Origin of the sequence: Streptomyces solicamelliae (genome assembly GCF_045348655.1) — a bacterium.
GTDB classification, from domain to species: Bacteria; Actinomycetota; Actinomycetes; order Streptomycetales; family Streptomycetaceae; genus Streptomyces; species Streptomyces solicamelliae.
In genome coordinates, this window is sequence record NZ_CP160404.1 from 839,316 (window position 1) to 863,318 (window position 24,003).

General features: G+C 73.3%; 16 protein-coding genes. 10 read left to right on the plus strand and 6 right to left on the minus strand.

Features of this window, described 5'->3' with window-relative positions; translation table 11 throughout:
• Positions 1-96 precede the first annotated feature (96 nt).
• The 5 genes from ABZO31_RS03920 to ABZO31_RS03940 all read left to right on the plus strand — a co-directional run bounded on the left by ABZO31_RS03920 (position 97) and on the right by ABZO31_RS03940 (position 6,420).
• Entirely contained in the window at positions 97-522 is a 426-nt protein-coding gene (locus ABZO31_RS03920) for a hypothetical protein (protein ID WP_406859527.1), read from the plus strand.
• A complete protein-coding gene (locus ABZO31_RS03925; RefSeq protein ID WP_406859528.1) occupies positions 519-827 on the plus strand; it encodes a transcriptional regulator in 309 nt (102 codons plus the stop codon). The genes ABZO31_RS03920 and ABZO31_RS03925 overlap by 4 nt, the downstream gene beginning before the upstream one ends.
• A gap of 49 nt (positions 828-876) precedes the next feature.
• Positions 877-2,244, plus strand: coding sequence for an SWIM zinc finger family protein (locus ABZO31_RS03930; protein WP_406859529.1), 1,368 nt, complete (start codon positions 877-879; stop codon positions 2,242-2,244).
• The gene (locus ABZO31_RS03935; protein WP_406859530.1) at positions 2,241-4,916 is read left to right on the plus strand and encodes a DUF6493 family protein; all 2,676 of its coding nucleotides are present in this window, start codon (positions 2,241-2,243) and stop codon (positions 4,914-4,916) included. The genes ABZO31_RS03930 and ABZO31_RS03935 overlap by 4 nt, the downstream gene beginning before the upstream one ends.
• A 97-nt stretch (positions 4,917-5,013) precedes the next feature.
• Positions 5,014-6,420 carry a GNAT family N-acetyltransferase gene (locus ABZO31_RS03940; protein WP_406859531.1) on the plus strand — a complete coding sequence of 469 codons (1,407 nt, stop codon included), beginning with the start codon at positions 5,014-5,016 and terminating at the stop codon, positions 6,418-6,420.
• Here ABZO31_RS03940 and ABZO31_RS03945 read toward each other — a convergent pair.
• Entirely contained in the window at positions 6,347-7,549 is a 1,203-nt protein-coding gene (locus ABZO31_RS03945; RefSeq protein WP_406859533.1) for a trans-sulfuration enzyme family protein, read from the minus strand. The two genes, ABZO31_RS03940 and ABZO31_RS03945, sit on opposite strands and share 74 nt — an antisense overlap.
• A gap of 59 nt (positions 7,550-7,608) precedes the next feature.
• Here ABZO31_RS03945 and ABZO31_RS03950 point away from each other — a divergent pair, with 59 nt between their 5' ends.
• The 4 genes from ABZO31_RS03950 (at position 7,609) to metG (ending at position 12,229) form a co-directional block, all read left to right on the plus strand.
• Positions 7,609-8,106: an Lrp/AsnC family transcriptional regulator gene (locus ABZO31_RS03950; RefSeq protein ID WP_406859534.1), complete on the plus strand. Its 498-nt coding sequence runs from the start codon at positions 7,609-7,611 to the stop codon at positions 8,104-8,106.
• 49 nt (positions 8,107-8,155) lie between these two features.
• Positions 8,156-9,844, plus strand: a complete 1,689-nt coding sequence (locus ABZO31_RS03955; RefSeq protein ID WP_406859535.1) for a DUF885 domain-containing protein — start codon at positions 8,156-8,158, stop codon at positions 9,842-9,844.
• A 65-nt stretch (positions 9,845-9,909) separates the two neighbouring features.
• A complete protein-coding gene (locus tag ABZO31_RS03960; RefSeq protein ID WP_406859536.1) occupies positions 9,910-10,356 on the plus strand; it encodes an Lrp/AsnC family transcriptional regulator in 447 nt (148 codons plus the stop codon).
• A 151-nt stretch (positions 10,357-10,507) separates the two neighbouring features.
• On the plus strand, positions 10,508-12,229 hold the full coding sequence (metG, locus tag ABZO31_RS03965; protein WP_406859537.1) for a methionine--tRNA ligase: 1,722 nt from the start codon (positions 10,508-10,510) through the stop codon (positions 12,227-12,229).
• Positions 12,230-12,246: 17 nt separating this feature from the next.
• On the opposite strand, the gene ABZO31_RS03970 is transcribed toward metG, so the two are convergent.
• The 3 genes from ABZO31_RS03970 to ABZO31_RS03980 form a co-directional block, all read right to left on the minus strand.
• Positions 12,247-15,363, minus strand: a complete 3,117-nt coding sequence (locus tag ABZO31_RS03970) for an AAA family ATPase (RefSeq protein WP_406859538.1) — start codon at positions 15,361-15,363, stop codon at positions 12,247-12,249.
• Entirely contained in the window at positions 15,360-16,526 is a 1,167-nt protein-coding gene (locus ABZO31_RS03975; RefSeq protein ID WP_406859539.1) for an exonuclease SbcCD subunit D, read from the minus strand. Before ABZO31_RS03975 ends, ABZO31_RS03970 begins: the two co-directional genes overlap by 4 nt.
• Before the next feature lie 282 nt (positions 16,527-16,808).
• The gene (locus tag ABZO31_RS03980) at positions 16,809-17,435 is read right to left on the minus strand and encodes a YigZ family protein (RefSeq protein ID WP_406859540.1); all 627 of its coding nucleotides are present in this window, start codon (positions 17,433-17,435) and stop codon (positions 16,809-16,811) included.
• Between the two features lie 148 nt (positions 17,436-17,583).
• On the opposite strand from ABZO31_RS03980, the gene ABZO31_RS03985 reads away from it, so the two are divergent.
• Positions 17,584-18,006, plus strand: a complete 423-nt coding sequence (locus tag ABZO31_RS03985; protein WP_406859541.1) for a CoA-binding protein — start codon at positions 17,584-17,586, stop codon at positions 18,004-18,006.
• An 18-nt stretch (positions 18,007-18,024) separates the two neighbouring features.
• On the opposite strand, the gene ABZO31_RS03990 is transcribed toward ABZO31_RS03985, so the two are convergent.
• Together ABZO31_RS03990 and ABZO31_RS03995 are read right to left on the minus strand one after the other, a co-directional pair.
• Complete coding sequence (locus tag ABZO31_RS03990; protein ID WP_406859543.1) at positions 18,025-19,602, minus strand: ATP-binding protein; 1,578 nt, start codon at positions 19,600-19,602, stop codon at positions 18,025-18,027.
• A gap of 4 nt (positions 19,603-19,606) precedes the next feature.
• Positions 19,607-23,971 (minus strand): tetratricopeptide repeat protein, encoded by a 4,365-nt coding sequence (locus tag ABZO31_RS03995; protein WP_406859544.1) that lies wholly within the window; start codon positions 23,969-23,971, stop codon positions 19,607-19,609.
• Positions 23,972-24,003 lie beyond the last annotated feature (32 nt).

Sequence of the window (24,003 nt, forward strand, 5' to 3'; positions counted from 1 at the left end):
ACTCCGGCCGGCTCCTCCGGCCAACTCTCCCTTGCCGCCTCAGCAATGACTTGCCATAGTGGAAAGTAATTGCCGACGGCGACAAGGGGGAGAGTCATGTCCGAATACGCGGACGCGGCCGAGGCGTTGACGCGCTCGGGGGCGATGGAGGACGCGGTACGACGGCAGAGCCGCTGGTACCTGCGGTACCTGATCGTCTACGGCGTCGCGCAGACGGCGCTGGTGCTGACGGTCCTGCTGTGGCACGGGCCGGTGGCGGTCGGGGTCAGCACCGCGCTGTTCGCGCTGTGCGTCGGGGGATTGAGCGCGTACGCGGGCCGGCAGCGCGCGGTGCGCCGGCGGTTCGGGCTGCGGCACGGGCTGATCATCGCGAGCTGGGGTGTGCTGTACGCCGCGACACTGGTGCTCGGCCCGATGGTGGCGCCGGACAGCGTGCCGTTCGCGGTCGGCGCGGCGCTGTGCTGCGCACTGCCGGTCGCGGTCGGCGTCGGTCTGGAGCTGCGGGACGGGGCGACGGCGTGAGCGCGGGTCCCCTTCCGCATCCGCGGCACGATCTGGAGCCGCTGCTGACCTCGCCGGTGCGGCTGTCGGTGGTGGCGGCCCTCGCGCCGCTGGACAAGGCCGAGTTCGCGTTCGTCCGCGACCTGGTGCAGGTCACCGACTCGGCGCTGTCCAAGCAGGTCGCGGCGCTGGAGGAGGCCGGCCTGGTGGCCGTGCACAAGGGCCGGGTGGGGCGGCGGACGCGGACCTGGCTGGCGCTCACCGACCAGGGCCGGGTGGTGTACCGGCGGCACTTGGAGGCTCTGCGGGCGATCGCGGGGGCCTGACGCGACGGCCGGGCGTCGCGTGTCAGTGCCGGGGCCTACGGTTCTTGCCATGATGCGATCCGTACAGGCGCTCGCCTACGCGCGCCCGTCCGTCCTGGAGTCGTCCGGGAGCGGGCGGGTGCTCGGGCTGGAGACCTCCGAGGGGCTCACGCCCCACGGGGTCGAGGCGCACCCCCGTTTCTTCGCAGGGTTCCTCAGCTCGCCCCGGGTCGCCGCCCGGGGACTGCTCGCGGTGGCGGACGTTGCGGCCACGCGCTACTACCAGAGACCGAGTCCGGCGTCGCTGGATCCGGTGGTGACGGGGAACGGCGACCGGCTGCGGTTCGAGTCCTTCTCGGGGTGCGGCGGGGTGTACGCGCGGCTCGACGTGCTGAGCGAGGGCCTGGACGGGGCCGCGACCGGGCACGGCACGACGAACGTGGACGTCAACAACCCGCTGCGGGAGGCGCTGTCCCGGATGACCGGGGACGATCCGCTGCATCTGCGGGTCGGCCCCGAGGAGTTGGCGGTGACCACGCTCGGCGGGCGCGTGGTGGAGAAGAAGGTGCCGCTGCCGGACCGCTGGCTGCGCGGCTTCGCCGAGGCCCAGGTGGTGAGCGCCGGCTTCGATCTGCGGGCGGAGCTGCCGGTGGCGGAGGCGGTGCGGTTCCTGCGCGGACTGCCGCGCGCCGGGGGCCGGGGGCGGGGGCCGCTGTGGGTCGTGCCGGCCGGGCGGACGCTGCGGCCGACGACGCGGCCGGGGCCGGGCGCGGTGTGTCTGACGGGGCCGGAGCGGCTGGTCGCCCTGGAGCGGGTGCTGCGGGACGCGACGGCGCTGCGCGTGTACGGGCCGGCGCCCGACGGCGCGCCCACGGCGAGCGCCTGGGAGGTCGTACTGCCGGGCATGCGGATGACGCTCACGCTGTCGCCGGACGCCTCGCGCGGCTTCTCCGGCGAGGGCGGCGTGCTCGAGGCGCTGGCCACGGAGGAGGCCGCGCAGGACGCGGAGCTGATCTCCGTCCTGCTCGCCTGGGAGCCGCGGATCGACCCGGCGGACCTGGCCGAGCAGTCCGGGCTGCCCGTGGCACGGGTGCGCGCGGCGCTGACCCGGCTCGGGACGGCGGGCCGCGTCGGCTACGACGTGGCGGACGCGGCGTACTTCCACCGCGAGCTGCCGTACGACGCCGGCCGCGCGGAGCGGCACAACCCGCGCCTGGTGGCGGCCCGCGTGCTGGTCGCGGAGGGGGCGGTGACGCTCGATGGCGCCCTGGCCTCCGTGGCCTCGGGCGAACGGGCCTACCAGGTACGGGAGTCGGGCGGGGCGCTGAGCTGCACCTGCCCGTGGTGGGCCGACTACCGGGGCCGTCGCGGCCCCTGCAAGCACGCGCTCGCGGTCCGCATCGCGCGCCGCGACGGAACGACCGGAGCAAGCCGATGATCCTCACGCGCAATCCGTCGCAGGCGCTGATGCAGGCCGTCCGCAAGGGCGCCGTGGACGAGGTCCCGGCCCTGCTGAAGGCCCTGGACGCGGCCGGACGCAAGGCCCTCCTGGTCGAACTCAAGGAGCTGAAGACCGCACTGCTGAACGGCCGCGTGCGGTGGCGGGACTGGCGGCGCACGCTCGCGGCGCTCCGCGTCGCGGGCACAGGCTGCCAGACGGGTGCGGCGGCCGTCGCGACCTGGCTCGCCGCTCGGGAGATGGAGGACTGGGGCGGCGTGTCCCACACGGCCACGCTGGAGGTCCTGGCGGATCGCGACCCGGCCTGGCTCGGCGACGTCGCGCGGCGGCTCGCGGACCGCCGGAACTTCGTCGAGTTCGAGTTCCGGCTCGTCCAGGAGCTGGTGCTTCGATCGGGCGGCGAGGTGCCGGCCACGGACCTTTACGTGGCCGGGTGGACGGCGTCCCTGGACCACACGCGCCTGGCCGAGGAGCTGCGGGACCACCCGCACACCCGGCTGCTCGTGGCCCGCCTCTTCGAGCTGGCGGAGACCCCGCAGCCCCTGCATCGGCACGCGAGCGCCCAGGGCGGCGACGCCTCCTCGGGGTACGCCTGGGCGGAGGCCCTGACCGCCGCGGCGGAGGACGGCGAACTCGAGCGGCGCGACCTCCTCGACGGCTGCCTCGCCCGGCTGGTGCGCGGCGGACGGCCGCACGACCTGCGCTTCCACCTCGCGCTGCTCCAGCGCCTCGCACCGACGGACGAGGACCTGCGGGCGCACATCGCCGACCTGCTCGGCATGGCCGCCGACGGTCCGTCGACGGTGGCCGGGTACGCGCAGGAGGCCCTGACCGTGCAGGCGCTCGCGGGCGACCTCCCGGACGCGCAGCTCGCGGAGATGTCCGGCGCGCTCCTCTTCCGTACCGAGAAGAAGCTGGTGCGGGCGCAGCTGACGCTGCTCGGCAAGGTGTTGAAGAAGCGGCCCGCCGCGTCGACCGAGCTGCTGCCGGTGGTCGCGGAGGCGTTCGGGCACGCGGACAGCGACGTCCAGCTGCGGGCGCTGAAGCTGGTGGGCGCGCACCTGCCCGCTGTGGACGAGGCGGTGCGGGGCGAACTGGCCGGGGCGGCGGAGCTGCTGAGCGCGGTGCACCGGCCGCTCGCCGGCGACCTGTTCGGCGCGGCCCTGCCGGCGGAACCCGGCCTGCCGTACGAGGAGTTCCTGCCGCCGGTCCCGGAGCGGCGACGGCTCGCACCCGCGGCCGGCACGCTGCCGGAGCTGATCGAGGACCTGGTCCCGCTGGTGAAGGGACGGCGCCGGGCGGAGCCCGAGGCGCTGGACCGGGTGCTCGACGGGCTGGTCCGGCACGCGGCGCGGGACCGCGGTGCCGTCGCCGAGGCGGTGCGCGGGCTGGTCGCCGACGCATGGTGGCTGATGGAGGGCTATCCGCACCGGGACAGCTACTTCCGGCACTCCGCGCACGGTCTCGAGGTCGTGCTCGCGGCGCTGCTCGGCAGGGTGCCGCAGGAGTTCCTCGACGCCGGCCGGGCGCGGCAGCACGTCCACCCGGACTGCGCCCGGCACGTCCTGGAGGCGGTCGTCGAGCAGCGGCTCTGGGAGATCGCCGACCTGATCGGTACGCCGGCGCTGCCGTTCCTGCTCGCCATGCCCACCTGGCACACCGGCGCGGTGGACGCGGACGAGCTGGTGGAGCGGCTGCGGCTCTACCGGGACGCGGGCTGCGAACCCGCTCCGGCGGACTTCGCGCAGGCGCTGCTGCGGGTGCGGCGTACCGATCCGACGGCCGCCGGGGCGGCCCACGCGGCCGCCGCATTGGGAACGGAGGCCGGCGACCGGCTGGCGCAGTGGCTCTCCGGCGCGGCGCCGCTCACACCCGTGCTGCAGATCGGGCCCCCGGTCGAGAGGCGACACGGGCAGCCCCACTGGTCGGACCGGATCGAAGTGATCGGCTGCGCACGGCCGGACATACGGTGGGACGCCTCGGGCGCGTTCCAGTGGCTGGCCCGCCCCTTCGACGCGCACACCGAGCCGTGCCGGCTCTGGAGTCACCAGCAGGAGCACCTGCCGCTGGTCCTGCCGGTGGACCGCGAGGCACTTGCCTCCTGGCTGCTGCGCCGGCTCGCTGCGGGCGTCGAGTGGGACGCGCGGGACTCGACCTGGTGGCTGACGGCGTTCGCCGAGGCGGAGGGCGAGCCCGGTGCGGCGGGGATGCTCGCCCTGGCGTGCGGCACGACCAGTGCCCACGCGGCGGACCGGCTGAAGGCGGTGGACGCGCTCCTGGTGCTCGCCGCGTCCGGGGAGCTGGACGCCGCCGGCCTGGGGACGGCGCTGGCCGGGCTGGTCCGGGACGGATACGCCAAGCCCAACCGGCTGGCCGACGCGGCTCGTACGGCGGCGGCGACCGGCGCGTACGCCACGACCTGGTCGGTGCTCGCCGCGCTGCTGCCGCCGCTTCTGGAGGAGGCGAAGCCGGTACGGGGTCTCGGCGAGCTGCTCGCGGTGGCGGCGGACTGCGCCGAGCAGTGCCGGCCGGGCGGTGCGCTGCCGGGACTCGACGGGGTGGCGGGGCGCAAGGGTGCGTCGCAGCTCGTGGTGCAGGCGAAGCGCCTGACGATCGCACTCGCACACGGATCCGCGCAGGAGGTGTCATGACCGGTGGAAAACCGCTGGTAATCCACCAGATTGGCGCTTAACCCGTCAGTCACAAAGCGTTCGTGATCACGCAACACCGCTCGGCCACAGTGAGTGCATGACTGATGTGACTTCTGCGAAGAGTGCCCGCCGCCCCCATCACTGGCGGCGGGACCTCATCGAACTGGCCGCGCTGTTCACGGCCGTGGTGGTGGCCGACACGATCGCGAAGACCGTGGTGAAGGGACCCGACGGCCCGTACCTCCTGGTGGCCTCCGCGATCGCGCTCACCGCCACCGCCGCGTTCCACACATGGTGGGCACGGAGGCACAGCCATGCGCCGCCCACCGGCGATCCCGGCCGGACACCTCCGCCGTCGCCGCGCGGCGACGGCGACGAGCCCGCCGGGGCCGGGATCGAGACCGAGACCGTCCTGTGGCGGATGCGGACCACGGTTCAGGACACCCCTGGCAGCCTCGCCGCGCTGTGCACGGCGCTGGCCCGGCACCGCGTGGACATCCTCACGCTGCAGACCCACCCGCTCGCCGACGGCACCGTCGACGAGTTCCTGCTGCGCGCCCCCGCCGGCCTCCAGGCCGACCGGCTCACCGGCGAGATCGCGGCGGCCGGCGGCCGCAGCACCTGGCTCGAGCGCGCCGACGCCCACGACCTCGTCGACACCCCCACCCGGCTGCTCGGCCTGGCCACCCGTACCGCCCTCGACGCGGCCGAACTGCCGCTCGCGCTGCGCCAGCTCCTCGGCCGCTGCACCATCCACTCGATCCCCGCCGTCTCCCCGACCGGCCGCCCCAACCGGGAGGCCGCGCCCGTCGAGGGCGTCCTGGAGGAGACCGTGATGCGGCTGCGCGACCCCAACGGCGGCGTGATCACCGTCGAGCGGCCCTATCTGCCGTTCACGCCCACCGAGTTCGCCCGCGCCCGGGCCCTCGTCGAGCTGGACGCCCGGCTCGGCCCGCGCATCCCGCGCAGCCAGGACGTGCTCACGCTGCCCGAGGGCAACGAGATCACCGTCCGCCGGGTGGACCAGAGCGACGTCGTCGCCGCCCGCGCCATGCACGACCGCTGCTCCGACCGCACCCTGGGCCTGCGCTACCACGGCCCGGTGGCCGACGCCGACCGCTATCTGAACCACCTGCTCAGCCCCCGCTTCGGCCGCACCCTCGCGGTGCAGACCGCATCCGGCCGTCTCGTCGCACTCGGCCATCTGCTCTGGGACGGCGACGAGACGGAGGTCGCCCTGCTGGTGGAGGACGACTGGCAGCGCCGCGGCATCGGCTCGGAGCTGCTGCGCCGGCTGATCGCCCTGGCGGTGGAGGCCGGCTGCGGGAGCGTGTACGCGGTGACGCAGTCGTCCAACACCGGCATGGTCGCGGCGATGCGGTCGCTGAACCTGCCCCTCGACTACCAGATCGAGGAGGGCACCCTGGTGATCACCGCGCAGCTGGCCGCGGCTCCGGTATCGCGTCCGCTGCCGGACGAGGCGTGCCGGCCGCAGGAGCGCTGAGCGCCTGCGTCAGATCCCGCCACAGGTCCTCGACGTCCTCCAGCCCCACCGACATCCGCAGCAGCCGGTCGCTGACGCCGGCCGCCCTGCGGTCTCCCTCGGCCACGATGCGGTGGCTGATGGACGCCGGGTGCTGGATCAGCGTGTCGACGCTGCCGAGGCTGACGGCCGGGGTGATCAGCCGGACCCCGGCGGTCACGGCGTGCGGATCGCCGTACACCTCGAACGCGATCATCGCGCCGCCGATGCTCGGGTAGTGGACGCGGGCGACGCGCGGGTCGGCGGAGAGCCGCCGGACCAGTTCCGCCGCGGTCGCCGAGGCCGCCCTGACCCGGACCGGCAGCGTGGACAGGCCGCGCAGCAGCAGATAGCCGGCCAGCGGGTGGAGCACCCCGCCCGTCGCGAAGCGGACCTGGCGCAGTGCGCGGGCGAACTCCTCGTCGCAGGCCACCACGCCGCCGAGCACGTCGCCGTGGCCGCCGAGGTACTTGGTGGCGCTGTGCAGCACGATCCGCGCCCCGTGCCGCACCGGCTGCTGCAGCACCGGGGTGGCGAAGGTGTTGTCGACCAGCAGCGGCACCGAGCCGCAGGAGTGCGCCAGGGCGTCGAGGTCGACCTCGGCCAGCGTCGGGTTGGCCGGGGTCTCCACCATGACCAGGCCGGTGTCGGGACGGATCGCGTCCGCGACACCGGCCGGGTCGGTCCAGGTCACCTCGGTGCCGAGCAGGCCCGCGGTGAGCAGGTGGTCGCTGCAGCCGTACAGCGGGCGGACGGCCACCACGTGCCGCAGGCCGAGGCTCGCCCGGACCAGCAGGACGGCGGTCAGGGCCGCCATGCCGCTGGCGAAGGCGACGGCGCTGTCGGTCCCCTCCAGGCGGGCGAGGGCGTCCTCGAAGCGGGCGGTGGTGGGGTTGTCGAGGCGGGCGTAGACCGGCGGGCCGTCCGGGCGGGCGCCCGTGCCGGCGAACTCGTCGATCCGTGCGGCCTCGGCCCGGGTGTCGTACGAGGGGTAGGTCGTCGACAGGTCGAGCGGCGGGGCGTGCAGGCCGAGGGCGGCGAGGTCCTCGCGTCCGGCGTGCACGGCCTCGGTGGCCAGGGCTCTGGGGGTGGTCGAGACGTCGTTGTCCATGGCCGCACCCTGAACGGATACCGGGGAGTAGCGGAAAACCGTCGTGTTACGTTCGCCGCATGGCCGATTCCGTCGTACTCGATCCGATCGATCTGCACATTCTTCGCCTCCTGCAGAACGACGCCCGGACCACGTACCGCGAGCTCGCGGCCGAGGTCGGCGTGGCCCCGTCGACCTGCCTCGACCGCGTGGCCCGGCTGAGGCGCACCGGAGTGATCCTGGGCAACCGGCTACGACTGGATCCAGCCAAACTCGGCCGCGGTCTCGAGGCGCTGTTGTCGGTGCAGGTTCGGCCCCACCGTCGTGAACTGATCGGCCCCTTCGTCGAACGGATCCGCGCCCTGCCGGAGTCCCGGGCGCTGTTCCATCTGACCGGACCGGACGACTACCTGGTGCACGTTGCCGTCGCGGACGCTGCTGACCTGCAGCGACTCGTCCTCGACGAGTTCACCTCACGGCGCGAGGTGGCGCGCGTGGAGACCCGGCTGATATTCCAGCAGTGGGAGTGCGGCCCGATGCTGCCGCCCTCGGCCGGCGCTCATTTGTCAGCCGACTGAGATCGGATGAGGGTGACGCGGGGGCGCCGGAGGGGCCAGGATGAGCCGCATGCCAGAGACTTCCAGCAGCCCGCTGCCCCGCCAGGTCGCCGACACCTACGTCGACGAACTCATCGCCCTCGACCCGATCACCGGTACCTACCTGGGAGTCAACGAGAGCGCCGGCCGCCTTCCGGACTTCTCCCCCGCCGGCCAGGAGGAGGTGGCCGAACTCGCCCGACGCACCCTGGCCCTGCTCGACGAGGCCGAACGCCGTCCGGGCGCGGAGAGCGACACGGAACGCCGCTGCGGCCGCCTGCTGCGCGAGCGGCTGACCGCCGAACTCGCCGTGCACGAGGCCGAGGAGGGGCTCTGCGCGGTGAGCAATCTGCGCTCCCCCGCGCACAGCGTGCGGATCGTCTTCACCGTGATGCCGACCGAGACCGCCGAGGACTGGGCGGCCGTCGCCGAGCGGCTGCGCGCCGTGCCGGCCGCCTTCGAGGGCTATCGCGCCTCGCTCGAACTGGGCCTGGAGCGGAAGCTGTTCGCCGGTCCGCGGCCGACGGCCACGTTCGTCGGGCAGCTCACCGAGTGGGCGGGCGGCGAGGACGGGCGGGGCTGGTTCGAGGAGTTCGCCGCGGGCGGCCCCGAGGAGCTGCGTGCCGAGCTGGACGAGGCGGCGCACGCCGCGACGGCGGCGGTGACGGCGCTGCGCGACTGGATGCGGGACGTGTACGCCCCGGCGGTCGCGGACGCCCCGAACACGGTGGGCCGGGAGCGGTACCGGCGCTGGTCGCGGTACTTCAACGGCACGGACTTCGACCTGGACGAGGCGTACGCGTACGGCTGGGCCGAGTACCACCGGCTGGCCGGCGAGATGCGCGCCGAGGCGGACCGGATCCTGCCGGGCTCCGACCCGTGGGAGGCGCTGGCGCACCTCGACGAGCACGGTACGCACATCGAGGGCGTCGAGGAGGTCCGGGTCTGGCTCCAGGGCCTGATGGACGAGGCGATCGAGGCGCTGGACGGCACGCACTTCGAACTCGCCGAGCGGGTACGGAAGGTGGAGTCGCGGATCGCCCCGCCGGGAGGCGCGGCGGCCCCGTACTACACCGGTCCGTCGGAGGACTTCTCCCGCCCCGGCCGCACCTGGCTGCCGGTGGACGGAGAGACCCGGTTCCCCGTCTACGACCTGGTGTCGACCTGGTACCACGAGGGCGTGCCGGGCCACCACCTGCAGATCGCGCAGTGGGCGCACGTCGCGGACACCCTCTCGCGCTACCAGGCGACCGTCGGCGGCGTCTCCGCGAACTGCGAGGGCTGGGCGCTGTACGCGGAGCGCCTGATGGACGAGCTGGGCTTCCTGCCCGACCCGGAGCGGCGGCTCGGCTACCTCGACGCGCAGATGATGCGGGCCTGCCGGGTGATCGTCGACATCGGCATGCACCTGGAGCTGGAGGTCCCGGCGGACTCGCCGTTCCACCCCGGCGAGCGGTGGACGCCGGAGCTGGCGCAGGAGTTCTTCCAGCGGCACAGCAGCCGTCCGGCCGCGTTCGTGGAGAGCGAGCTGACCCGCTACCTGTCGATGCCGGCGCAGGCGATCGGCTACAAGCTGGGCGAGCGGGCCTGGCTGCTCGGCCGGGCGAACGCACAGGCCCGGCACGGCGAGGCGTTCGACGCGAAGGCCTGGCACATGGCGGCGCTGTCGCAGGGCCCGCTGGGTCTGGACGACCTGGTGGACGAGATCTCGAAGCTCTGACGCACCCCCTCGGGGTCCCCGGGCGAGGCTTGATCGCCCGGGGATTTCCCTGTTGTGTGGCGCGCATGACGGGATACTCACCGGACGCCACCGACCGGCGCATCATCGAAGCCCTGCAGCACCAGGGCCGGGCCAGCTTCACCGAACTCGCCAAGTCGGTGTCCATGTCGGCCTCCGCGGTGACCGAGCGGGTCCGGCGTCTGGAGGAGGCCGGTGTGATCACCGGCTACACCGCGGTGATCGATCCCGAACGGCTCGGCCTGCCCATCCTCGCGTTCGTCCGGCTCCGCTACCCGAACGGGAACTACAAGCCGTTCCACGACCTCCTCGACACCACCCCGGAGATCCTGGAGGCGCACCACGTCACCGGCGACGACTGCTTCGTCCTGAAGGTCGCCGCCCGCTCGATGAAGCACCTGGAACAGGTCTCCGGCAAGGTCGGCACCCTCGGCTCGGTGACGACCAGCGTCGTGTACTCGTCCCCCCTGCCCCGGCGTCCGATCAGCCGGTGATTCCCTCCCCGCTGCGAGGCGTCTCCGGTGCGGTCCTGGGCTGTCCGGCCGGCGGGCAAATTGCGTCGAAGGGGCGCGGGAGCCGTCGCTACGATTGCGGCGACCTGCAACGACGGGCTCGCCCCGTCCGCACGAGAGGGAGCGTCCGAGGATGGCTCGACACCTGGTGACCAGCGCACTTCCCTACATCAACGGGATCAAGCACCTGGGCAACATGGTCGGGTCGATGCTTCCGGCGGACGTGTACTCCCGGTACCTCCGCCAGCGTGGTCACGACGTGCTCTACATCTGCGCCACGGACGAGCACGGCACTCCGGCCGAGTTGGCCGCCAAGGAGGCCGGGCTGTCGGTCGCCGCGTTCTGCGCGCAGGCGCACGAGGCGCAGAAGGCCGTGTACGACGGCTTCGAGCTGGCCTTCGACCACTTCGGTCGCAGCTCCTCGGCGCAGAACGTGGAGATCACCCAGCACTTCGCGCGGCGGCTGTACGAGAACGGCTTCATCGAGGAGCGGGCGATCCGGCAGGTGTACTCGCCGGTCGACGGCCGCTTCCTGCCGGACCGGTACGTCGAGGGGACGTGTCCGCACTGCGGCTACGACAGGGCCCGCGGCGACCAGTGCGAGAACTGCACCCGGGTGCTCGACCCGACCGACCTGATCGGTCCGCGCTCGGCGATCAGCGGTTCCACGGACCTGGAGGTCCGCGAGACCACGCACCTCTTCCTGCTGCAGTCGAAGCTCCAGCCCGAGGTCGAGGAGTGGATCGCCGGGGTCGGCGCGGACTGGCCGCATCTGTCCACGTCCATCGCCCGCAAGTGGCTGACCGAGGGCCTGAACGACCGCGCCATCACCCGGGACCTCGACTGGGGCGTGCCGGTGCCGGCCGACACCTGGCCGGAGCTCGCGGCCGAGGGCAAGGTCTTCTACGTCTGGTTCGACGCCCCCGTCGCGTACATCGCCGCGACGAAGGAGTGGGCGGACGCCGCCTCAGACGGCGCGGTCCGCGACTGGAAGTCGTGGTGGTACGAGGCCGACGACACCGTCCGGTACACGCAGTTCATGGCGAAGGACAACGTCCCGTTCCACACGGTGATGTTCCCGGCCACCGAGCTCGGTGTCCGTGAGCCGTGGAAGAAGGTCGACGTCGTGAAGGGCTTCAACTGGCTGACGTACTACGGCGGCAAGTTCTCCACCTCGCAGAAGCGCGGCGTCTTCACCGACGCGGCCCTGGAGATCCTGCCCGGCGACTACTGGCGCTACTTCCTGATCGCCCACGCCCCCGAGTCCGACGACTCGTCCTTCACCTGGGAGCACTTCGCCACCACGGTCAACAAGGATCTCGCCGACACCCTCGGCAACTTCGTCAACCGCGTGCTGTCCTTCTCGCGCAAGCGGTTCGGCGACGAGGTCCCGGCCGGCCGCGCCGCGGGGGACGCGGAGGCGAGGCTGGGCGAGGAGATCGCGCGTCTGCTGGCCGAGTACGAGGAGCAGATGGAGGCGCTGCAGTTCCGCAGGGCCGCCGCCGCGCTGCGCGCGCTGTGGTCCGCGGGCAACGCCTACCTGGGCGAGAAGCTGCCCTGGGTGGAGGTCAGGACCGACCCGGACGGCGCCGCGCTGACCCTGCGCACGGCGATGAACCTGATCCACCTGTACGCGGTCGTCTCCGAGCCGTTCGTCCCGGCCACGGCCGCCGCCATGCGCGGGGCGTTCGCCCTGGCGGACGACACGGCGACCTGGGTGACCCCCGGCCGGGCCAGGTCCCTGGACTCCGTCCCGGCGGGCACGCCGTTCACCGTGCCGCCGGTGCTGTTCGCGAAGGTCACGGAGCAGGACCTGGAGTCCTGGCGAGAGCGCTTCGGCGCACCGGTGACCTGACCCGCCGTGCCTGCGGGTCAGCCGCCGACCCGCAGGCGCACGGCCGATCCGTGCCGCTCCTTGACCACCTCCAGCTGGGCGGGGATGCGGCGGCGCAGATCGGGGACGTGGCTGACGATGCCGACGCTGCGGTCGCGTTCGCGCAGCGAGTCCAGGACGTCGAGGACCTCGTCGAGGGTCTGGTCGTCCAGACTGCCGAAGCCCTCGTCGATGAAGAGGGTGTCGAGGCGGACGCCGCCGGCCTCGTCCGAGACCACGTCGGCGAGGCCGAGGGCCAGGGCGAGCGAGGCGAAGAACGTCTCGCCGCCGGAGAGCGTGGCGGTGTCGCGTTCGTTGCCGGTCCAGGCGTCGACGACGTGCAGACCGAGGCCGGCCCGCTTGCCGCCGGTGCGGGCGTCGGAGTGCACCAGCGTGTAGCGGCCCGACGACATGCGCTGGAGGCGGGCGGTGGCGGCGGCCGCGACCTGTTCGAGGCGCGCGGCGAGCACGTACGACTCCAGGCGCATCTTGCGCTCGTTGTCGGCGGAGGTGCCGGCGGTGAGCCCGGCGAGCCGGGCCACCCGCTCGTACTCCTCGCGGAGCGGGCCGAGCCGGCGGACCTCGTCGTCCGCCTGCCGGGACAGCCGGCCGAGGGCGGCGCACCGGTCCCGTACGGCCGCGAGCGCCGTGTCGGCGGCGCGCAGCGTCCGCTCGGCCGCGGTGTGGGCGGCCTCGGCGGCGGCCGGGTCGGCGGGCGGGAGCGCGGCGGCGGCGCGGGTCTCCGCGTCGCGGAGCCGGTCGGCGACCGCGGCGTCCTCGGCCTGCCAGGCGTCGAGGCGGTGCTGGAGGTCGCGGTGGCGGGCGTCGTCGATGCGGGCGGCCGCGGCCGCGGCGGGGGTGTCGAAGCCGGCGCGGAAGGCGGCGTCGGCGAGCCGGCCGTCGGCCTCCTTGAGCCGCTGGGCGGTCTGTTCGACGGCGCGCACGGACTCAGCGGCGGCGACCAGGATCCCGATGCGGCGTTCGAGCAGGGTCGCGTGCTCGGCGACGCTGCTCGACTCGCCGCGCCCGTGGGCGACTTCCTCGTCGAGCGTCGTGCGCTCCCGCTCCAGGGTCTCGCGCTGCGAGCTCCGCCCGGCGGCCCGCCGCTCGGCCTCCTGCTTGGCCGCGAGCCGTTCGTCGTGCTCCCGCTCGGCTCGTGCCTTGGCCTCGCGGGCGGCGTGGGCCTGACCGGCGAGGGCGTGCGCGTCGGCGTGCTCCCGCTCGAGGCGCTCCACCTCGTCGGCCAGTTCCACGACGGCCGGGTCGGAGAGGGCGGAGGGAGCGGCGGCCGGGGCGGACGCGGTAGCCGGGCCTGCGCCGGTGTCCGTGCTCGACGCGGACGTCGCGCGCGCCGTTCCGGCCTCCGTCGGTACGTGCCCTGCCAGCACCTCTGCCCGCGCGGTCGTCCAGGACTCCTTGGTGACCGCCAGGTCGCGTTCGGCCGCCGCGTGGGCCTGTTCGGCCCGCGTGTACGTGGCGTACGCGGCGTCCTCCGCGGCGCGGTCGACGTGGTCGGCGCCGGTGCGGGCGGGGGCCGGGTGGGTGGCCGAGCCGCAGACCTGGCAGGGGGCGCCGTCGGTCAGGGCGGCGGCCAGTTCGGCGGCGATGCCCTGCAGACGGCGGGACTTGACGTCGAGCCAGGTCTCCTTGGCCGCGTTCCGCTCCTCGCGCGCCGCGACGACGCGGCCCTCGTCCTCGGTCACCCGCGCCGCGAGCTTGTCGCGAAGGCGTGCGGCGTCGAGGCGGCGGCGGGCCGGTTCGAGGCGGCCCGCAAGGTGCTCGGCGCGGGTCGCGGCGTCCTGCGCGGCGTCGATCCGCTCGTCGTGGGCGGACCGGCGGGACTCCCAGTCGGCCAGCCAGGCGTCGGCGTCCTGGATGATCTCGTCGTCCGCCCGGGACTGCCTCTCCAGGGCGGCCAGTTCCTCGCCGATCTCGGCGCTGCGGCGCTCCGCGCGGCGGGCGGAGTCGAGCCGGGCGAGCCGGTCCCGCAGCTCCTGCTCCAGCCGGGACAGCGGCTCCGCGCCGGCGTCGGCGAGGTCAGGCGGCAGGTCGGCGCGGGACCGCTCGCGGGCCCCGGTCGCCGCGGCGTGCGCCCGCTCGGCGTCGTCCCGCAGATCGAGCGCGGGCGCGACGAGGTCGGCCTTGCGGGCCCGGTCCAGGGCCGCCTGCCAGGCGTCGCGCTCGTCCCGCCGCGTGTCGAGGTCGGCCCGCCGCCGCAGCGCGTCGGCGTGCCGCTGCTGCCGGGCGGCGAGTTCGCGCTCGTCGTCGAGGCGGAGTCGGGCCGCCGCGCGCCGGCCCTCCGCCGCGCGCAGGGCCAGGTCGGCGACGTCGAGCGCCTCGCGCGCCTCGGATCGGGCCACCGCGGCCCGTACCTGCACGGCCTCCGCGAGCCCGGGCTCGCCGGGCCGCTCCTCGACCGCGCCGCCCCCGGACGCGCCGCCCGCCGCGGCCTCGGCCATCCGCTGGGCGAGGCCGAGCAGCCGCTCGTCGCCCTCCCGGACCCGCTGTTCCGCGCCGCGCCGCAGCTCGGCGAGGCGCTCCTCGACGGCGGCGAACCGTCGCGTGTCGAAGAGGCGGCCGAGCAGTCTGCCGCGCGCCTCGGCATCGGCCCGCAGGAAGCGGGCGAAGTCGCCCTGCGGCAGCAGCACCACCTGGCAGAACTGCTCGCGGCTCATGCCGACGAGCTGGGTGAGCTCCTCGCCGATCTCCTGGTGGGAGCGGCTGAGGGCCTGCCAGCTCGCGGTCTCCGCGTCGTACGCGCGCAGCCAGCTCTGCGCCTTCTCGGTGGTGAAGCCACCGCCGCGCTTCTTGGGACGCTGCTGGGCAGGGCGCCGGGTGACCTCCAACCGCCGCCCGGCGACGGTGAGTTCGAGGGTGACCTCGGTGTACGTGCCGGCCGGCGTGTGGTCGCTGCGCAGCGAGGCGCCGGGGCTCTGCCGGGCGCCGGGCACGGCGCCGTACAGCGCGTAGCAGACGGCGTCGAGGACGGACGTCTTGCCCGCGCCGGTCGGCCCGTGCAGCAGGAACAGCCCTGCGGACGACAGGGCGTCGAAGTCGATCTCCTGCGTGCCGCCGAATGGGCCGAAGCCGGTGACGACGAGTCGGTGCAGCCTCACCGGGCCACCTCGCGCTCCGCCGCGTCCACCCGAACCGCCTCGAACGCGCCGTGCAACACCGTGCGTTCGGCACCGTCGGGACCGGCGCCGCGCACATGGGCCACGAAGTCCTCCGCGATCTGCTGGTCGGTGCGGTCCCGGAGCCGCTGGGCGTACGAGGCGTGCGGGGCGTCGTCGGTGCGCTCCGGCTCGAAGACCAGGTTGAGCGTGTGCGGGAAGCGGGCGGTGAGCCGGGCCATGGGCTCGGCGGGCCGCACCGGGTCGGTGAGGGTCGCCTCGACCCACGCCTCCTCGTGCCGGGCGAGCTCCGGGTCGGCGAGCAGGTCGTCGAGCCGGCCGCTGATCCGGGCGAGCGGTCGCGGCACGGGGCAGTCGACGCGTTCGGCGGCCTCGATCGCGCCGTCGGCGCCGAGGTCGATCAGCCACATCGTCTTGCGGTGGTGCACCTCGGAGAAGGAGTACGCCAGCGGCGAGCCGGAGTAGCGGACCCGTTCGTCGACGGTCTGGCTGCCGTGCAGGTGGCCGAGGGCCACGTAGTCGACGCCGGCGAACACCCCGGCAGGGACGGCGGCGACCCCGCCGACGGTGATGTCCCGCTCGCTGTCGCTCGGTTCGCCGCCCGCGACGAAGGCGTGCGCGAGGACGACGGACCGAGTGCCGGCGGGCCGGGCGGCGAGGTCGGCGCGGACCCGGTCCATGGCCGCGGAGAGCACCGCCTCGTGCCCGGGCTTCACCGCGCCGAGCTGCTCGCGGACGAGGGAGGGCTCCAGGTAGGGCAGCCCGTACAGCGCGACGTCGCCGTGCGCGTCGGAGAGCACGACGGGGACCCCGGCGCCGGCCGGGTCGGTCCGCAGATGGATCCCGGCGCGCTCGATCAGCCCCGCGCCGACGCCGAGCCGGCGGGCGGAGTCGTGGTTGCCGGAGATCATGACGGTCGGCACTCCGGCCTCGGCGAGCCGGTGCAGCGCGCGGTCGAACAGCTCGACGGCGGCCAGCGGCGGCACGGCCCGGTCGTACACGTCCCCCGCGACCAGTACGGCGTCCACCTCGCGCTCGCGCACCGTGGCGATGAGGTGGTCGAGGAACGCCGCCTGGGCGTCGAGCAGGCTCACCCGGTGGAACGACCGCCCCAGGTGCCAGTCCGACGTGTGCAGGAGTCTCATGATCGAGGAGCGTATCGGGAGGGTCGGACAACGGCGGCGACTTCGGAATTCCGGGCCGGGAACACCCCGGACACGGCGTGCGTCGTCCGGCCCGGGACCGGCCCGGACACCCCGTGCACCGACCCGCCCGGCACCGGCCCGGACACCCCGCGCGCCAGCCCGCCCGGCACCGGCCCGGACACCCCGCGCGCCAGCCCGTCCGCGTCGGACGCGGGCACCCTCCCCGCCGCACCGCCCGCCGCGACCTCCAGCCGCGCGCGGCCGCCGCCCGGCGACTCCCCCTCACGCATCGCCGTACGCCTCGCCGCCCAGCTCGAACCCGGCGGTCCCGGCCGTCACGTCGGCCAGCCAGGCCCGGAAGTCGTCCACGTCCGCGTCCGGCAGCCCGATCTCGATCGTGACCGCCTCCGCGTACCGCACCTCTCGCACCGCGCGCCCGGTCGCCCGCAGGTCGTTCTCCAGCTTGCCCGCGCGCTGGTGGTCGACGGTCACGGTGGCCAGCCGGAACCTCTGCCGGGTGATCGTGCCGAGCGCGTCGAGCGCCTCGCCGACCACGCCGCCGTACGCACGGATCAGCCCGCCCGCGCCGAGCTTCACCCCGCCGTAGTACCGGGTGACGACGGCGACCACGTACCGCACCTCGCGCCGCGTCAGCATCTGCAGCATCGGCACCCCGGCGGTGCCGCCGGGCTCGCCGTCGTCGCCGGCCTTCTGGACGGAGCCGTCGGCCCCGATGACGTACGCGAAGCAGTTGTGCGTGGCGGTGGGGTGCTCCTTGCGGATGCGTGCGACGAAGTCCTGCGCCTCCTGCTCGGTCGCGGCTGGCGCGAGCGCGCAGATGAAGCGCGAACGGCTGATCTCGGTCTCGTGCACGCCCTCCCGGGCCACCGTGCGGTACTGCTCCTGCATCCCGCCACCCTATGCGCCCGCCGCGGCGCCGCCGTCCTCGGTCCGCCGGGGCGGAACGGGTCCGCTTGGGAGAGCGGCGGACGAGGGCCGGGAATCACCGGGGACCGCGGCTCGTTCTGCACCAGTGACGAGCCACAGGAGGCAGCACATGAGCGTCGAGACCGCGACCACCGAGTCGGACACCGTGAGGAAGATCCTCACGGCCGCCGGCGACACCTGGGCCGTCGTGGGCCTGTCCTCGAACACCGCCCGCGCGGCGTACGGGGTGGCCGCGGTGCTGCAGCGCTTCGGGAAGCGGATCGTCCCCGTCCACCCGAAGGCGGAGACGGTGCACGGCGAGCAGGGCTACGCCTCGCTCGCCGACATCCCCTTCCCGGTCGACGTGGTGGACGTCTTCGTGAACAGCGAGCACGCGGGCCCGATCGCCGACGAGGCCGCGGCCGTCGGCGCCAAGGCGGTGTGGTTCCAGCTCGGCGTGATCGACGAGGCGGCGTACGCGCGGACCCGCGAGGCCGGGCTCGACATGGTCATGGACCGCTGCCCCGCGATCGAGATCCCCCGGCTGGGCTGAGACCGTGGGGCCCGGCGCTCAGCCGTCGGCCAGCCGGTCGAGCAGCTCCATCAGCTCCTCGCAGTACACCCCGAACATCCGCTGCTCGACCGGGGTCACCACGGACATCCGGTTGTGGACCATGGGATTGCGCACCTTGGCGAGCAGCGAGAAGCGCTCGCTCCAGTACGCCTTGTCCTTGCCGAGCAGCTTGCCGAAGACGTCCCAGTGCGAGGCCATCAAGTCGTACAGGTCCCGGGGATAGGTGAAGTCGAGGAGCCGGGCCGAGGCCCGCGCGCCGTAGGCCCGCGCCTCCCTGGCCCGCAGCTCCTCGCACTTGTCCAGGACGGCGGTGAGCTTCGGTCGCTTCGCCCTGAGCTCGTCCGGCCACTCCTCGCCGTACCGCCCGGTGAACCCGTCGTCGACGAGGTCCCGGACCCGCCCCTCGACGGCCATCCACTGATCCCAGTGACCCAGCTGCCGGCCGATCAGGGTGAGGTACTCCTGGAAGTCCTGGGAGAAGGCCCGGTAGGTGTCGTCCCGGACCACGATCAGTCCCTGCTGGAGCAGGACCTGCGCGTCGTCGGGCGTCACCACGAGCTGCGGCCCGAGGACGACCTCGAGCAGGGCGCGCAGCCGGCCGTCGGCGTCCAGCAGACCCGCCAGGTCCCGGTAGTAGTAGGAGAACTCGGCCGGCAGCGGGTCGACGTGGCGCTCCAGTGCCGTGGCCAGCGGCAGGTGGTCCGCCTCGGCCGAGCAGACCCGGTCGAGGAGCACGCTGGCCAGGTACGGATGTCCGCCGGTGAGTTCCGCGAGCCGGCGCGTCGTCCGGGCGAGATCCTCCGGCTCGACGCCGTCGACGCGCCCCGCCAGCTCCGTGAGGTCCGGCTCGTCGAAGCAGGTGAGAAAGACCGAGCGGAAGATCCCGGCGAAGGTCGACTCGTCCGGGTCCGCCATGTCGACGATCTCCCGGAGCTCCCGCCGGGAGGTGGTGACCAGCCCGATGTTCCAGTCCAGGTTGTAGGCGAACTCGCGCAGCGCCTGGAACGTCCCCGGCTGCGACCGGAAGACCTCACGCGCGGCGTCGAACTCGTCCAGGATCAGCACGACGCGCCAGCCCCGTCTGCGGACGAGCCTCAGGAACTCCTGGGTCTCGGTCTGGGCCTCGACCCACTCCATTCCCGGGGCCACGGCGCGCTCGTACGCGGCGGTGATCCGGCGGTCCTGCTCGGGCGCGCGCTCCTCCAGGGCCTCCCACACGTCCTCGACGAGCCGCAGCACGACCTGGGCGATCCCGCCGCCGGTCCGGACGTTCATCCACACCGGGATCAGCCGGGGGTACTCCGCCAGGGCCTCGGGCCGCATGAAGAGGTGGTACGCCAGGCTGGACTTGCCGATCCGCGGCGGCCCGATGACGGCCGTGGCGCCGGCGGTGGGCTGCTCCAGGACCCGCTGGCGCAGCACGCGGATCTGGTGGGCCCGGCCGGCGTGGGCGGCCCCGTGGACGGGATGCCCGACGGTGGCGAACGGGTTGTCGCGGGCCACCGGAACGCCGGGAGCGCCCTGCCGCGGCACGTGCGCCCCGCCGATCCCCGTCCGGTTGTCTGCCTCGGTCATCGCGTCATACCCTCCGGTGCCAGAGCCACTCGGCGAAAAGACCGACCTTGATCCGGTAGCGGTCCGCCGACTCGCGTTCGATCACGTCACGGCGCAGCAGGTCCTCCAGAACCCGCGGCCCTTCGGACAGTTCCCGGGCCTTGCGCCCGTCGATGTGCAGGTCCCTTCGGTGCCCGGAGAGACCGCGTTTGAGCACTGTGAGGACGACGTCGTCGCTCAGCTCGCTGACGTCCGCGTCCCCGGGAGTGAGCAGGTTGTCGAACTGCTCCTGGAGCAGGGCTTGTTCCCCGCTGGTGAGCGAGGAGGCCACCGCATCGACGTCGGCGGGTCCGATGAGCGGCTGACGCTCCGCGTTCATGTGCTGCACCAGCCGGCTGCAGAGCAGCTGGATGTAGTACGGGCTGCGGGCCGTCAGTGCGATGATCCGTTGGACGGAGTCGCCCCGGTAGCGGTTTCCGCCGTCCGCGAGGGCGATCGGTTCCGTGATCAGCGCCTGCGCGGAGTTCTCGTCCAGGTACGAGACGGGTTCCTGCCGGGCCACCTGGAACTCGTTCGGGAACATCTTGAGGAACCGAGGCATGAGGTCGTTACCGACGACGACGCTGGAGAACATGCGGCTCTCCAACAGCGCCTTCCAGGACTTCATGAACTCTCGCGGCAGCGCGCCCCGTTCGATCGCCGAGTAGAGCACGGTGAACTCGTCGAGGAGCAGCACCATCCGCCAGTCGCGGTGGGCTTCGCTGCGCCGCATGTGGCGCTGGATGTCGGTGAGGTAGGCGTCGAAGTGCAGATGCGGGGAGCCGCTGTCGGTGAACTCACGGAGAACCGGGCGCTCCAGATCAAGCGGCGGGTATCCCGCGTCCTCCAGATCCTCCAGACGGTGGTGGAAGGCGCTGGCAATCCGGTAGAGCAGGCTGGCGTGATTGAGGTCCGTGGCGATGTCCAGCAGGCTCAGCTTCGCCGCCAGCAGGGGCGGTTCCAACGCTTTCTGCAGGTGGTGCAGGACGGAGGACTTGCCGACGCGCTTCTGGCCGTAGATCACCACGCATTTGGCGTCGGCCCCGCGGAGCGTCTCGGCGAGACGTTCAATGAGCCGGTCGCGTCCGAAGAACATCCTCTCGTTCTGGACGGGCGCGCCCTCGGCGAACGGGTCCTGAATGGGCTCCCAGTCCGGCGCGGCGCTGAGCCGCAGTGAGAGGGTGCGGGGTTCGGTGGTGAGGCGCTGGTCCGAGCGGAGGGTGAACTCCAGGCAGTACCGCAGGGTCGCGACCTTTTCGCCGATGGTCCTGGGTGTCAGCACCAGCGGCACGGTGCACGTCTCGGTCTGCTCGTCGCGCAGGCTGGGCGCCACCGGGATCGGCGCGGCTACCGGCTCGTAGTCGTCGTCGTTGTCCAGGACCCGCAGCCTGACATCGACGGCGGGCGAGCGCCGGGGCAGGTTGGTGACGCTGAGCTGCACGTGGATCAGCGAGGCTGCATTCGGCGTATAGGCGGAGAGGACGGGCTCGACGTCCAGGTCGGTGGGTTCGGCGGCGCGCTGGACGTCCCGGAAGTGGGCGGTCAGTGCCGATTCCAGGTTCTCCAGCGGCGGGACCAGAAACTCCAGGCTGATCCGGGTGGGCAGCCTCTCGATCGTGTTGACCAGATCGCGGATCGTGGCGCGTATGCGGGACTCCAGCCGCTCCTGCTCCAGGTAGGCGGGCTGCTCCAGGTAGCCGCGCAGCTCGGCGAGGATGCCGGCCACCTTGGTGAAACGGTCGCGGTCCAGAGGCGTCGTGTACGCGATCCCGGCGGCGCCTTCAAGAACCTCCTGGTCCTCCGTGAGGGTGCGGAGAGGTTCGTCGCGATCAAGGAGGAGCTGGAGGGTGTCGCGCTGGGCGTCCAGGAGCCGTGCATGGTGAGAAAACGCCTCCTCCCATAGCTCGGTGTAGGCGTTCTGCGCCGTCGAGGAGTCGGAGACCTGGAGGTAGGCCCGCAGTTCGCGGACGAGGACCTCGCGGATCCGGGTGTCCCGGTACGTCCGCGAGATGATCTCGCGCCGCACGCGCTCCGAACTCACCGACAGCAGTCCGACCAGCCCCATCGCCAGGGGCTTGTGGCGGTTTTTGTCCTCCAGGACCCAGCTCATGCAGAGCTCGAAGGGTGGGCGGGTCTCGGGCTGCTGCCAGTCCGGGTCGAGGTAGGAGGTCACGAACTGCTTGACCTTCAGCTCCCCCATGTCGTCCCAACCGCCGAGTGAGACCGCCTCGGTGTAGTAGGCGCGGGTCACGTCCGGCGGCTTGCGCTCGACGGTGCACAGGTCGCCCATGGCCGCGCCGAAGCCGCGCAGCGACCTCCGGAAGCGGTCGTCGGCGGTCTGATCGAGGTCCCGGAGAATGCAGGCCGCGGAGAGGTTGTAAGCCGCGCGATCGGCGGGCCGGGAGGGGCCCAGCCGTTCGATGAGCTTCACCAACTCCTGGACGTCGAGCTCGCTGAGGGAGCCCTCCTGAATGCGTACGGCGCTGACGCCCGCGTATTCGCAACGGTCCAGGTGCATCTGCACGATGCTGCTGAGGGAGACGGCCCGCTCGGGCTGCCAGTCGCTCGTGGCGACGATTCCGTCGAACGTGTCCCACACCCCGGTACGGTCGGCATGGGCGATCTCCTCGGCGATCGAGATGAATTCCGGGTTGCGCGGCCCGTGCTGGAGCAGCCGCTGCGCTGCCCCCTTGGCCTGTTCGGCATCGCCCAGCCGACGGTAGAGGACGATGAGCCGCTTCAGGAGCCCGGTGCGAGTCTGGTTGCTGTGCCAGCCGTCGAGCAGCTCCTCCAGTAACTGGGCCGCCTCGGACCAGCGCTGGCAGTCACCCAGGATCGCGATGATCATGTTCTGGTGCTGGAGGACCTCCTGCACCGCTATGCCCGGGACACGGAGGACTTCCAGGGCCTCCTCGCTGCGCTTGCCCCGGTGCAGGCCCCAGGCGAGGGAACGGCGGGCCCGCTCGTTGCCCGGGTCCTCCTCCAGCACCTGCCGATACAGGGCCTCGGCCTTCTGCCAGTCCTTCTCGCGGGTGGCTGCGTACTGGGCCTTGGCATTCAGGGAGTCGCGGCCGCGGGCCGGCCGGGGCCGGGCGGGTGAACGGTCCGCGGCCCGTGCCGCGAGTTCCCGTTCGGCCATGTCCACGATGTCCAGGAGTCCCGGATGGCTCGGGAAGCGGTCGAGCGCGGTCCGCGCGATCCGCAGGGCGTTGTCGAGGTTTCCCTGCTGGAACTGGCGCTGGGCCGCCTCCAGCCGGCGCTGGGGGTCGCGGCCGTCGGCCGGGGTGCGGGGAGCCTCGGGAGCGGCGGTCGGACGGGGTTTCGCGACGACGGCCCCGGGCTCCGTCCCGGTGTTCGTCGCAGCGTTCGTGAGGTCGTCGTTCGAGGTCGCCGGGCCCAGCCGCTCCAACATGCCCGGGCTCAACACGTCCAGGACGCGGCGCAGGTCGCCGGAGGCGGGTGCCGTGCGGGAGAGGAGCGGTTCGAGCGGTGCGGCCCGTTCGGGGAAGAGGCGCCGGACCAGGTGCAGGGCGGCGCGGGTCGCGATCAGGCGCGGGCCGGCCTCGGCCGTCACGGCGCCGGACAGCGCACGGGCCGCTTTGTCGCTGTCCCCGGTGTGCAGCGCGAGGTCGAGGAAGGCCCGGAGCAGCAGGTCGTCGTTGTCCTGGGCGGGCGTGTCGTGCAGAGCGTCGCCCAGTGCCGCCAGGGCGTCGGGGGTGTGTCCGCTGCGGGCCCGCAGGACGGCGAGGTCCCAGGCGTAGCGGCCGCCGAGGTGAGCGGCCAATTCCAGCCATTGCCCGGCCTGGTGGCGGGTGGCCTCGCTCTCCTCCCACTCCAGCAGCAGGAGCGCGGCCAGATGGAGCGCGGGCGGGTAGTCGAGCGCCAGGCCCGCCTGGGCAAGATCACGCACAGCGAGACCGGCTTTGGCCCCGTCTCGGGTGAGCCGCGCCGACTCTACCCGGTTCCTGGCCCGGTTGAGGGCCTGCCGGACGTCGTTCGTGACGCTGTACGGGAGGGGCACGGCGGCATCGAGTCGGTAGGACGGCCTGGTGAACGTCAACTCGACCGAGCCCGCGGGGAACTCTCCGCCCAGGGCGTCCCACTCCTCGGAGAGCTCCGCGGACGCTGTCCGATGCTCGCCCCGCCGCTCACCTGTCGACGCGGCGGGGGAAGCAGCAGCACCGGCCATCTCGATCAATTCGACCGCGGCGGCGCTCAGCAGAGCCGGACCGGTCTCGGTCGCCAGCACGACGCTGTCGTTCCCGATCGCCTGCAGTCGTCCCCGCGCCCCCCGACCGCCTCGGAGGTGGACGATCACATCCATGCCCACCGTGAAGTACTGCTGGATCATTGCTAAATCCACACTGCACGATAGCCGAGGAA